Genomic DNA, 10,847 nt, shown 5'->3' on the forward strand with positions numbered 1-10,847 from the left:
TCCGACCGGGCGGGCCCGCCCGGCTCCCGGTGGGCCTGCACGGGTCGGCCGGCGCGCGGCAGCCCGTCCGGTGGGCTGACCGCACCGGCCAGCACGGGCAACTCCCGGGTCGGCACGTCGGGGCGTACCTCGGCCACCCGGTAGGTGTCCCGGCCGGCCGCCTTCGCGCCGTAGAGCGCGTCGTCGGCGGCCTCCAGCACCTCCCGTCCGGTGCTGCCGTGGTCCGGGTAGACGGCGATGCCCACCGACACGGTCACCATGACCGGCCCGGCGTACGCCTCGACGGCGATGGGTGTGTCCCGCACGGCCGCGCCCAACCGCTCCGCCACGATCGCCGCGCCCCGGGCGTCGGTCTCCGGCAACAGCAGGACGAACTCTTCTCCGCCCTGCCGGAAGGCCAGGTCGACCTCGCGGATCTCGCCGCGTACCCGCCTGGCGAACTCGGCCAGCACGGTGTCCCCCGCCGCGTGCCCGTACGTGTCGTTGACGTCCTTGAACCGGTCCAGGTCCAACGCGAGGACGCTGAGCATCCGGCCGAACCGGCTGGCCCGCTCCACCTCCCGCCGGATCGACTCGCGCAGGTAGCGGTAGTTCCACAGTCCGGTGAGCGGGTCGGTGAGCGACAGCCGCTGGGCCTCCTCGTGCACCCGGACGTTCTCCACCGCCACCGCCGCGTGCCCGGCGAAGGTGCGCAGGGTGACCAGGTCGTCGTCGTCGAACTCGTCCGCGCCCACCCGGTCGTAGAGGGCCAGTACGCCGAGCGCCGCCGCCGGCGTAACGGTCTCGTCGCCGGGTCCGGGAGTACCGGCCGGGACGGCGGGCCCGCCGGGGGTGGCGAACGGCACGGCGACGTACGTGCGGCAGCGCGGCTCACCGGCGAGGACGTCGGTCGGCTCCACCCGCCCCCGCTGCGGCTCGCCGGTGGCGGCCACCGCGCCGACCACGCCGACGCCCACCGGCACCCGCAGCGTCTGTGGCCCGTCCGGATCGTCCTCCGGCCAGCGCCCGTCCAGTCCCTCGGTGCACTGCGCGGCGAGCATGCCGCCGGCCTCCACGAGCAGCACCGCGCCGGCCCGCGCGCCGGTGGCCGCGATGGCGCTGTGCAGGATCACCCGCAGGATGCGTTGCAGGTCGTGCGTGCTGGCCAGGGTGTCGCCGAGCACCGCGAGATGCCCGCGCAACTGGTCGCGGCTGCTGGTGAGCGCCGCGACGTACGAGCCGGTCTCCCGGGTCATCCGGTTGAACGCGGCGGCCAGCCGGCCCAGTTCGTCGCGGCTGCGGACCGGCACCCGGGCGGTCAGGTCGCCGTAGGCCACCCGGTCGACGGCGCTGGCCAGCTCCACCAGCGGTCGGGTGGTCACCCGGGCCAGCCGCCAGGCGGTCAGCACGGCGAGCAGGCCGGCCAGCACGACCGCACCGATCAACGTGACGTGCAGCCCGGGTGGCCGTTCACTCGGCACAGACAGCACCAGCGGGAGCGGCTGCCCGGTGGACGGGCCGATCCTGCGCACGTACCGACCCTCGGTGGTCTCGGTGACCCGCTCGCTGTCGACGGCGCTGGCGGCGGCGAGCACCGCGTCGCGGACGTCCCGGGACTCGGTGGTGTGGGTGACCCGGTCGCTGCTCGTACCGCCGAGCAGGGTGACCGCCACCCCGGTGACCGCCGCCAGCCGGGCCACGAAGGCCGGGTCGACGAGTTGCGCGGCGGCGACCGTGCCGAGCAGGGCGCCGGCCCGGTCACGCAGGTCGACCCGCGCGGCCAGCGCGTGGACCGGCTCGGGCTGCGGCTCGGCGGTGCCGGAGCAGTCCCGCCAGGGCGGCGACGGCGCACCGGCCGAGGCGTACGTGACCTGACCGTTCACGTCGGTGATCCGCACACCGGCGGCCAGCCCTCGGCTCACCAGTTGGTTGGCGGCGGCGGACGGGTCGCCGTTCAGGGCCACCGCGTCGGCGGTGGCGCGCAGTTGCTGGCAGAGCGCGTCGACCGAGGTACGCACGGTGGACGCCGCCACGGCGAGGCGCTCGGTGGAGCGGCTGCGGTCCACGGCGGTGGCGGTGGACGCGACGAAGAGCGCGCCGAGCAGGACGGGGCCGAGCACCACCACGAGGAAGGCTGCCGTCAACCGCCCGCGTAGCGTCACTCGTCCCCCCGGAAGTTCCGCCTCCGTTGCTTGCGATGCTGACACAGAGCGACCGTGGTGGAGGCGTTGCGTCAGGAGTGTTGCGTGCCGGATTTTTCTTATGAAGCGGAAGTGGCCCGGGTGGCGAAGCGGCACGCCCGGGTCGAGCTGCTCGCCCGCCGCCGGGCGATGTCCGCCCCAGCCCGGGCCGCGGCCGCTCGGCGCGTCCAGGCCGAGCTGGTCGCCCTGGTACGCCGGCTCCGCCCCCGCCGGGTGACCGCGTACGTGCCGGTGGGTTCCGAGCCGGGCGGCCCCGACCTGCCGGCGGTGGTGCGGGCAGCGCTGCCCGCCGACGCCGAGTTGCTGCTGCCGGTGCTCCTCCCCGACCTGGATCTGGACTGGGCCGCCTACACCGGGCCGGAGGGTCTGCTCGCCGCCGGTCGGGGTATCCGGGAGCCGGACGGACCCCGGTTCGGGGTGACCGCGGTGGCCGGCGCCGACCTGGTGCTCGTACCGGCGCTCGCCGTCGACCGGCACGGCCGGCGGCTGGGCCGCGGCGGCGGCTCGTACGACCGGGCGCTGGCCCGCGTGCCGGTGGCGACGCTGACCGTGGTCCCGCTGCACGACGGGGAGCTGGTCGAGGCGCTGCCCGTGGAGCCGCACGACCGCCCGGTCCGCGCGGTGGTCACCCCCGCCGACGGGGTGCGTACGCTTGACGGCGGCCCGGGTACGGCGCGTGGTGTCGCGCCCCACACGTCCGCTGGACGAACCCGGGGCGAATGACGCACCATTGGCACTCGAATACGTCGAGTGCCAACTGGCCGAGCCCAGATCCGGAGGAGAACGTGCCCACGTACCAGTACGCCTGCACCGCGTGCGGTCACCAGCTCGAGGCGGTGCAGTCCTTCTCTGACGAGCCGTTGACCGAGTGCCCGGCGTGTCAGGGGCGGCTGCGCAAGGTCTTCAACTCGGTCGGCATCGTCTTCAAGGGCTCCGGGTTCTACCGCACCGACTCCCGCGCCTCCGGGTCCGAGACCTCGGCCGGCGGCACGGCCAGCAAGCCGGCCAAGTCCGAGTCGTCCTCGTCGTCCTCGGGCGGGGATTCCGGGTCGTCGTCCTCGTCCGGGTCGTCCTCGTCGTCCGGATCTTCGTCGTCCGGATCTTCGTCGTCCGGGTCGTCGTCGTCCGGCGGGTCGAGCGGCGGCAAGGCCCCGGCGGCCAGCTCCGCTTCCTGACCGCCCACCCGGTCCCACGCGGGCACCCGGCCCCACGAGGGCCGGGTCTCCATAGCAGGTCCAGCCCTCCGCTGCGTTTGTCCACAGGCCGGCCGGTTGTCCACAGGCACGTCCGGACGGCGGCCGACCGGGCCTCGACCGGCCTAACCTGCCGCCGACGGGTGTCGCCGCGACGCCCCGACGGGAGGCGGCAGGGCCGATGGGCGATCCAGACTCCGCGCGGGCGTTGCGTCCGCTGCGCCGACTCACCCTGCCCGGCCGGCCCACCCTGCTCCGGGCCGCCCTGGTCGCCGTGCTGCTCGGCCTGGCCGCCGCCGTCCTGGACACCCCGACCGGCTGTCCTGGAGCCACCCACGCCGTGCCGTCCCCGGCGGGACCGACCGGTCCGGACACGCGGGTCGACGGGCACGCGGCGAGCGAATCCAGCACCGCCGGACCGGCCGGGACGGGCTCCACCGACGGCAGCGGCAGAGACGGACGGCCACCGACCGACGCGGGCGGCAGAGTCGGCCCGCTGCCGCTGCCCAGTGGGTCGGTCGGGGTGCCGGTCCGGTTGGCGGAGCCGGCCGCGCTGGCGGTGGTCCGCCCGGGCGCCCGGGTCGACCTGCTCGCGGCGCCGCCCGGTGGGACGGGCACCGAGGTGGCCCTGCTCGCGGCCGGAGCGCTGGTGCTGGACGTGCTGGGCGGCGGCGCGACCGACGGCTCTTCGGCGCTCTACCTGGCGCTTCGCCCCGACCAGGCGCAACGCGCCGTCGGGCTACCCGAGGGCAGCCGTTTCGCCATCGTCATCCGCGGCTAGCGCGACGCCCCATCCCGAGGAGAAGGAGAGGGCCACCGGGGTCAGTCCCAGTGCGGGGGGCGTTGGGAGAGCAGCCAGTCGTCGTTGCCGTCGGCCCGCTCGCCCCAGCCGCGATCGGTGTCGTCGGACGTCTGCTCGGGCAGCACCACGAAGTCGTCGCTCAGGTCGACGGTGCGGTCGTCGTCGCCGCGCGTGCCCTGCGTGCCGGGGTCCTCGGTGCTCACGAGCGGCAAGACTAGCGCAGCCGACGGTGGTCGCGCCGGCCAGAAGCGACCGGGCAGCCGGCCTGGTTGGTAGCGTCGGACGGCGTGAGACCCCCAGCGGTGGCAGCACCCCGGACGACTACTGGCGGCGGCCCGCGACCGGCGACGGCGACGCGACGGACCAGCCCTCCGCCGGGCGGCGGCCCGCGCCGACGAGCGGGTACGCGGGCCCCCCGCCGAGCACGCCGCCCCCGGCCGGCTGGCGTCCGCCGGTGCACCTGGAGGCGACACCGCCCCGACGGCTGCCCGCGCAGGACATGGCCGGCCTCGACGCGGCCGAACAGCGCTCACAGCGGGTCACCTACGGTTTCGGTGCGGCGGCCGGGGTGGTGTTGGTGATGGTGGTCTGCCTGCTCTGCTCGCGGATCGTCTTCTGACCGAAGGGTCAGAGGGTGGTGCCCCAGACCGCCTCGGCGCCGGAGTGGCCGGTCAGGTAGACGTAGACGAGCGCGGCGATGGAGAGCGCGACGACGGCCACCGCCAGCACCGGGGTCACCAACGCCGGCAGCCTCGGCACCCGCGGATGCCCGCTGGTCGCCACCAGCAGCAGGATGGCCACGATCCCGAGCGGCACCACGATCCGGAACAGGATGTCGCCGTAGCGGGAGTGCTCGAAGATCTGGTCGAGGATCGGCCCCTGGAAGCCTCGGGCGACGAGCGCGTCGGTGAACGCCTCACCCGACTCGACCGCCACGAAGGTGGTCACCGGGGCGGCCACGGCGAGGAGGCCCAGCGCCCAGTCCAGCCGGTGCCGCCACCGCGGCAGACCCACGTACGCGATGGCCAGCGCCGCCAGCAACGGCACGAACAGGACCACCGCGTGGATCACCAGCACGTGGACCGGTAGACCCAGGATCTCCTCGAACATCGAACCCTCCAGGTGGATCACGGTCACAGGAGCGCCAGCCTACGGTCGGCCGGCCGGCTACGAGCTTTCGAACGGACACACGCGCGGCGGCAGGCTCGGGTTCATCAATCGATCCCGCACTTCGGCTGTGCGCGCGGCCACCCCGGCCGTACGCCGGTTGTCGATGCTGGTCGTACGTGCTGTCATTGGCGCATGTCCGGTACCGAGGAGCTGCTCCGATCGAGGGGTCTGCGCGTCACCCGACCGCGCCTCGCGGTGCTCGAGGTGCTGGCCGATGGTGGTCACCTGGAGGTCGACGAGATCACCCGGCGGGTCCGTGAACGCCTCGACTCGGTCTCCACCCAGGCCGTCTACGACGTGCTCGGGGCGCTGTCCCGAGCCGGGTTGTCCCGCCGCATCGAGCCCGCCGGCAGTCCCGCCCGGTACGAGGCGCGTGTCGGCGACAACCATCACCACGTGGTCTGCCGGGGCTGTGGCGAGATCGCCGACGTCGACTGCGCGATCGGCAGTGCCCCCTGCCTGGAGCCGAACGCCTCCCACGGGTTCGAGGTGGACGAGGCGGAAGTCACGTTCTGGGGTCTCTGCCCGGCCTGTCAGTCCCGCCGGTCCGCCGACCGCTGACGACACCGCAGAGCACCCGCCGGTGACCAGCGAGGTCGCCACGAGCGTGGCACTCTTGGGCGGTGGACTCCGATGACCTCGGCCTCTTCGGTCCGGGTTCGGTCACGTGGAAGGTGCACGAGGAGCCGATCCTGATCGTCGCCGGCCTGCGCTCGCTCTACCTCCAGGCGTTGCACCCGCAGGCGATGGCCGGGGTCGCGCAGAACAGCAACTACCGCACCGACGCCTGGGGCCGCCTGGTCCGCACCGCCAGCTACGTGGCGACCACCGTCTACGGGACCACCGCCGAGGCGGAGGCGGCCGGTGCCCGGCTGCGCCGGTTGCACGACCGCCTTCGCGCCACCGACCCGTTCACCGGCGAGGAGTTCCGGATCGACGATCCGGACCTGCTGCGCTGGGTGCACGTCACCGAGGTCGAGTCGTTCCTCAGCACGGCCCGGCGGGCCGGGCTGCCGCTGACCGACGACGAGGTGGACGGCTACTACACCGAGCAGCGCCGCTCCGCCGAGCTCGTCGGTCTGGACCCGGCAACCGTCCCCGGCACCGCCGCCGAGGTGGCGGCGTACTACGAGGCCGTGCGGCCGCAACTGCGGATGACCCGGGAGGCCGCCGAGACGGCGCTCTTCCTCACCGCCCCGCCGCTGCCGTGGAAGCTCAGCCTGCCCGCCCGACTGGGGCTCACCCTCGGCCCGCCGCGCTGGGCGTACCTGGGGATCGCCGGCACCGCGCTCGCGCTGCTGCCGGCGTGGGCCCGCCGGATGTACGGCGGGCTCGGACTGCCCACCACCGCCCTGTCGGCGGACCTGACCGTGCGCGCCCTGCGTCTGGCGTTCGCCGCGGTGCCCCGCCGCTACCTCGAGGGGCCGCTGATCCAGGCGGCCAAGCAGAGGGCCGAACGGCAGGCGGGCGCGTCACTGGCCCGCTGACCGACCCCGCATCGTCTCAGGTCAACCGTCGGCGGGACGGTCCACGGCCGCCCACGGCTCCTTGCCGGGAGTCTGCGCGCCGGTCGGGCAGTGGCGGCGGAAGTCGCACCAGCCGCAACGCGGGCCGGGCGCCGTCGGGAACGCCTCATCCGCGTCGCCGCCGTCGGCAACCGCCCGTTCGGCGGCCATGATGTCGCGGGCCGTCTCCTCGGCACGGGTCAACTGCCGGGCCAGCGACTCGACGGTGTGGTCATGGCCGGCGACCGTGCCGGTCGGCAGGTGGTGCAGTTCCACCCGACGGCACGGTCGGCGGAACACCCGTTCGGCCGCGTACGCGTAGAGCGCCAGCGCCTGCGAACCCCGCGCGTCGTCCGTGTCCAGCCCCGTGCGGCCGGTCTTGTAGTCGACGATGACCAACTCCGGGCCATCCGGGCCGGGGCGGGAGTCGATGCGGTCGGTCCGGCCGTTGAAGGCGAGCACCGCGGTCTTGACGGCCACCACCCGCTCCACACCCAGCGGGTCGGCCTCCGGCTCCAGCGTCTCGACGTACGCCTCCAGCCAGCCCAACGCCCGCCGGAACGCGGCGCGCTCCTGGTCGTCGTCCCGGTAGCCCTCGCGCACCCAGGTGCCCTTGAGCAGGGTGGCCAGCGCCTCGGGTCGACGCCGCTCGGTGGGCAGCGCATACCAGTTCTTCAGGGCGTTGTGCACGCTGGCGCCGAGGGAGTTGTGCGCCCACGGCGGCCCCTTCGGCGGGGTCGGCCGGTCGACGTAGGAGTACCGGTAGCGGCGTGGGCAGTCCGCGTACGCGCCGAGCTTGCTCGGGGTGCAGACGAACAGCCGCTCCGGCATGCCCTCGAAACCGAGCTGCTCGGCGCCACCGGCGCGCTGCTGAGGGGGCCGGCCGCCGCCGGCGGCGGGTCGTCCGGCTGAGGAGGCTCGTCGCACGCCTGCGATCCTGCCATCCACCCCCGACAGGGCGGGTGCTCCGGGTCAGGCCATGTTCACGTACTGGGTGACGAAGGCGGCCACGGCGTCCGCGATGAGCTGCACGGCGATCGCGGCCAGCAGCAGGCCGGCGATCCGGGTCAGCACCTCGATGCCACCGGGGCGCAGGATCTTCACGATTCCGCCGGAGAAGCGGAGAACGATCCACACGGCGACCATCACGGCGAGGATCGCCACGGCGATGGCGGTGAACTCGCCCAGCCCGTCGGCCTGCTGGACGAAGAGCATGGTGGCCACGATGGCGCCCGGGCCGGCCAGCAGCGGGGTGCCCAGCGGCACCAGCGCGATGTTCGAGGTGACCTGCTGGCTCGGGTCGTCGGCCTTACCGGTCAGCAGCTCCAGGGCGACCAGCACGAGCAGCAGCCCGCCAGCGGCCTGGAGGGCCGGCAGGTCGACGTGCAGGTAGTCGAGCAGGGTCTGCCCGGCCACCGCGAAGATCACGATGACGCCGAGCGCCAGCGCGACCGCCTGCCAGGCGGCGCGGTTGCGGTCCCGGGCGGGCAGCGGGCCGGTCAGCGCCAGGAAGATCGGCATCATGCCCGGCGGGTCGGTGATCACCAGCAGGGTCACGAAAACCTCGCCGAACAGCTTCAGATCCACGTGAGCAACGTAGCCGCGCCACGGTGGACGAAATACTCGGATCAGCCCGAAGCGACCTCGGTCACCCCGGCGTCGACGATCCGCTCGTACGCCTCGACGCCGGTCGTGAAGGCGCCGAGCTGGACGGTCTTGTGGGTGCCGTGGAAGTCCGACGAGCCGGTGACCAGCAGGCCCAGCTCGGCGGCGAGGGCACGTACGTGCGCCTGCTCGGCCGGGCTGTGGTCCTCGTGGTCCGCCTCCAGCCCGGCCAGCCCGGCTGCGGCCAGTTCGGCGATCAGCTCGTCGGGCACCACCCGGCCGCGTCGGGTGGCTCGGGGATGGGCGAAGACCGGCACCCCACCGGCCGCCCGGACCAGCCGGACCGCGTGGAACACGTCGATGTCCTCCTTGGGCAGCCGGTACCGCTCGCCCAGCCAGTCCGGACCGAACGCCTCCCCGGTGCTGCCGACCAGGCCGGCCCGGATCAGCGCCTGCGCGATGTGCGGGCGGCCCACGGTGCCACCGCCCGCGCCGGCCAGGATGTCCGGCCAGTGCACATCGATGCCGTCGGCGCGCAGCAGCGCGACGATGCGTTCGCCGCGTTCCTCGCGGGCCGCGCGGACCCGGGTCAGCTCGTCGACCAGCTCTGGATGGTCCGGGTCGAACAGGTACGCCAGCAGATGCAGTGGCACCGCCGGCTGCACGCCGGACCAGCGGCAGGACAGCTCCGCTCCCCTGATCAGGCGCAACCCCGGCGGTAGCGCCCGCACGGCCGGTTCCCAGCCGGCGGTGGTGTCGTGGTCGGTGATCGCCAGTACGTCCAGCCCGGCTCGGGACGCCGCGCGGACCAGCTCGGGCGGGCTCAGCGTGCCGTCGCTGGCCGTCGAGTGGGTGTGCAGGTCGATCCGGGGCGCCGGGCCGGTACGCGAGGTCACGGCCCGACGCTACCGAGGAAGCACCGACCGGGTTGCCGGAGGTCGACCCGACCGCGACGATGCCCACCACGGTCGGACGTGGATCAGCACCACCGTCAGGAACCGGTGACCAGGACCGGGCGGTCGCCGGCTCGCACGTCGGCGACGGGGGTCGGCTCGGCCGGATTCCCGGCCCGCGTCTGATCGACGTCGATCCGCACCAGCTGACCGGCGCTGTCGAGGTAGGAGGCGTCCGAGTCGGTCGTCCAGGCGACCGCGCCGGTCACCGGCGGGCCGGCCGAGACGGCCGTCGTGTCCGGCCCGAGCCGGCGCAGGTCGATCAGCAGGGACCGGCTGACCTTGCCGACCCGCCCGTTCACCAGGAGCCACCGCCCGTCGGGTGAGACCCCACCGGCGCCGTCCGGGCTCAGCTGGGGGCCGCAGCCGGTGCGTACCCGTTTCAGGGCGGGCGTTGGGTCGAGCACGGCCAGGCAGGTGCCGCGCGGATCGCTCGTGACCACCTGGCCGATCAACCGGCCGTCGGGCAGCGTGCCGTAGACGTTGAGGGTGCTGTGGTCGCCGCCCGCGGTCAGCCGGTCCGCGCCCGGTCGCCACAGGGTGTGGCCGGGGGCGTTCGGATCGAGCCGGACCAGCACGTTGTCGCCGACGAACTGGACCGGCTCCGCCCCGGCCGGCGCCGGCGTACGTACCGACCCGATGAGCTGGGTGCCGATCACTCCTGCCACCAGCAGGTCGCTGCCGTCGCGCCAGGCGACCTGACGACCGTCGGGTGCCAGGACGATCCGACCCGCGCCGGCCAGCAGCACCTGCACCAACCCGTCGTTCTGCGCGACCCAGAGGGAACGGCCGGCGGTGGTCGGCGCGCCGATCACCAGCAACCCTCCGCCGGTGGGCAGCGGTCGGGCGCGTTCGGCCGGCCCGACGCTGGGCAGGTCCAGCCGTTCCCCGTCGGCGCTGATCAACGTGCCGCCGACGAGCAGGTCCGCGGACGTTCCGGGCGAGGGCATGGGTGCGGGCACGGTGGCCGTGGGGAGCGGCCGGACCGACGGGTCGGGGTCGCCGATCACGACGATGGGTGAGCCCTGCCGGTCGGAGCCCGGGCCGAACTGCGCCATGCCGGTGCTGACCACGACGGTGGCGACGGCCGCGAGGGAGAGGCCGACCGCGGTACGCCGGCGCCGGATCCGGTTCGCACGACGGATGGCCTGACCGGCCGGGTCGGCGCCGAGCGGACGGGCAACGCCGACGTGGCGCGAGAGGGTCTCCCGCACCGCGCCTTCGAGCTCGTCAAGCCGCACGTCGTATGGACGCGGCGGGCGGCCCGTCAGGTTGTCGGACCGGGGGGAAACGTCAGCTCAACGGCCTGCCCCAGCGGTGGTTGCCCGGCCAGCCCGACCAGCAGTTGAGCGCTCATCGCGAGCACGGCCATGACCAAGGCGGTGGCGACCTCCACCCCGCTGACCGGCACGGTGGTGCGCGAGCCGTTGACGCAGGTC

13 protein-coding genes and 1 pseudogene are annotated in these 10,847 nt (G+C 74.3%); 6 read left to right on the forward strand and 8 right to left on the reverse strand.

The window, feature by feature from the left end; genetic code table 11:
• On the reverse strand, nt 1–2,141 hold a 2,141-nt coding region (locus tag JNW91_RS25790), incomplete at its 3' end, for a GGDEF domain-containing protein (protein WP_203177962.1).
• An 84-nt stretch (nt 2,142–2,225) separates the two neighbouring features.
• Here JNW91_RS25790 and JNW91_RS25795 point away from each other — a divergent pair.
• Together JNW91_RS25795 and JNW91_RS32675 are read left to right on the forward strand one after the other, a co-directional pair.
• Nucleotides 2,226–2,903 (forward strand): 5-formyltetrahydrofolate cyclo-ligase, encoded by a 678-nt coding sequence (locus JNW91_RS25795; RefSeq protein WP_203177963.1) that lies wholly within the window; start codon nt 2,226–2,228, stop codon nt 2,901–2,903.
• Nucleotides 2,900–3,106, forward strand: a pseudogene (locus tag JNW91_RS32675) (FmdB family zinc ribbon protein); the annotation flags it as partial. The gene JNW91_RS25795 and the pseudogene JNW91_RS32675, both read left to right, overlap by 4 nt.
• A 14-nt stretch (nt 3,107–3,120) precedes the next feature.
• On the opposite strand, the gene JNW91_RS32680 reads toward JNW91_RS32675, so the two are convergent.
• Complete coding sequence (locus JNW91_RS32680) at nt 3,121–3,408, reverse strand: hypothetical protein (protein ID WP_238425709.1); 288 nt, start codon at nt 3,406–3,408, stop codon at nt 3,121–3,123.
• Nucleotides 3,409–3,554: 146 nt separating this feature from the next.
• Between JNW91_RS32680 and JNW91_RS25805 the strand changes: the two genes are divergently transcribed.
• Complete coding sequence (locus tag JNW91_RS25805; protein ID WP_203177965.1) at nt 3,555–4,154, forward strand: flagellar biosynthesis protein FlgA; 600 nt, start codon at nt 3,555–3,557, stop codon at nt 4,152–4,154.
• A 41-nt stretch (nt 4,155–4,195) separates the two neighbouring features.
• On the opposite strand, the gene JNW91_RS25810 is transcribed toward JNW91_RS25805, so the two are convergent.
• Entirely contained in the window at nt 4,196–4,378 is a 183-nt protein-coding gene (locus tag JNW91_RS25810) for a hypothetical protein (RefSeq protein WP_203177966.1), read from the reverse strand.
• A 26-nt stretch (nt 4,379–4,404) separates the two neighbouring features.
• Here JNW91_RS25810 and JNW91_RS25815 point away from each other — a divergent pair, with 26 nt between their 5' ends.
• Nucleotides 4,405–4,794 (forward strand): hypothetical protein, encoded by a 390-nt coding sequence (locus JNW91_RS25815; RefSeq protein ID WP_407664383.1) that lies wholly within the window; start codon nt 4,405–4,407, stop codon nt 4,792–4,794.
• An 8-nt stretch (nt 4,795–4,802) separates the two neighbouring features.
• On the opposite strand, the gene JNW91_RS25820 is transcribed toward JNW91_RS25815, so the two are convergent.
• Nucleotides 4,803–5,285 carry a DUF2231 domain-containing protein gene (locus tag JNW91_RS25820; RefSeq protein ID WP_203177973.1) on the reverse strand — a complete coding sequence of 161 codons (483 nt, stop codon included), beginning with the start codon at nt 5,283–5,285 and terminating at the stop codon, nt 4,803–4,805.
• 192 nt (nt 5,286–5,477) lie between these two features.
• Here JNW91_RS25820 and JNW91_RS25825 point away from each other — a divergent pair, with 192 nt between their 5' ends.
• Complete coding sequence (locus JNW91_RS25825; protein ID WP_203177967.1) at nt 5,478–5,906, forward strand: Fur family transcriptional regulator; 429 nt, start codon at nt 5,478–5,480, stop codon at nt 5,904–5,906.
• Between the two features lie 62 nt (nt 5,907–5,968).
• The gene (locus JNW91_RS25830; RefSeq protein ID WP_203177968.1) at nt 5,969–6,832 is read left to right on the forward strand and encodes an oxygenase MpaB family protein; all 864 of its coding nucleotides are present in this window, start codon (nt 5,969–5,971) and stop codon (nt 6,830–6,832) included.
• A gap of 21 nt (nt 6,833–6,853) precedes the next feature.
• Here the strand turns inward: JNW91_RS25830 and JNW91_RS25835 are convergent, their stop codons facing one another.
• The 4 genes from JNW91_RS25835 to JNW91_RS25850 form a co-directional block, all read right to left on the reverse strand.
• Nucleotides 6,854–7,681 (reverse strand): RecB family exonuclease, encoded by an 828-nt coding sequence (locus JNW91_RS25835; RefSeq protein WP_238425707.1) that lies wholly within the window; start codon nt 7,679–7,681, stop codon nt 6,854–6,856.
• Between the two features lie 141 nt (nt 7,682–7,822).
• Nucleotides 7,823–8,437, reverse strand: a complete 615-nt coding sequence (locus JNW91_RS25840; protein ID WP_124819967.1) for a MarC family protein — start codon at nt 8,435–8,437, stop codon at nt 7,823–7,825.
• Nucleotides 8,438–8,478: 41 nt separating this feature from the next.
• Nucleotides 8,479–9,351, reverse strand: a complete 873-nt coding sequence (locus JNW91_RS25845) for a PHP domain-containing protein (protein ID WP_203177970.1) — start codon at nt 9,349–9,351, stop codon at nt 8,479–8,481.
• A gap of 95 nt (nt 9,352–9,446) precedes the next feature.
• Nucleotides 9,447–10,649, reverse strand: a complete 1,203-nt coding sequence (locus JNW91_RS25850) for a hypothetical protein (RefSeq protein ID WP_203177971.1) — start codon at nt 10,647–10,649, stop codon at nt 9,447–9,449.
• Nucleotides 10,650–10,847: the final 198 nt, after the last annotated feature.

The organism is Micromonospora parastrephiae, from assembly GCF_016802865.1.
GTDB lineage: Bacteria > Actinomycetota > Actinomycetes > Mycobacteriales > Micromonosporaceae > Micromonospora > Micromonospora parastrephiae.

What these genes read in the sequence shown, in the direction of transcription:
- JNW91_RS25835 (WP_238425707.1), bottom strand. Translation starts at nt 7,681, where the DNA reads ATGCCGGAGCGGCTGTTCGTCTGCACCCCGAGCAAGCTCGGCGCGTAC.
- JNW91_RS25820 (WP_203177973.1), bottom strand. Translation starts at nt 5,285, where the DNA reads ATGTTCGAGGAGATCCTGGGTCTACCGGTCCACGTGCTGGTGATCCAC.
- JNW91_RS25825 (WP_203177967.1), top strand. Translation starts at nt 5,478, where the DNA reads ATGTCCGGTACCGAGGAGCTGCTCCGATCGAGGGGTCTGCGCGTCACC.
- JNW91_RS25805 (WP_203177965.1), top strand. Translation starts at nt 3,555, where the DNA reads ATGGGCGATCCAGACTCCGCGCGGGCGTTGCGTCCGCTGCGCCGACTC.
- JNW91_RS32680 (WP_238425709.1), bottom strand. Translation starts at nt 3,408, where the DNA reads ATGGAGACCCGGCCCTCGTGGGGCCGGGTGCCCGCGTGGGACCGGGTG.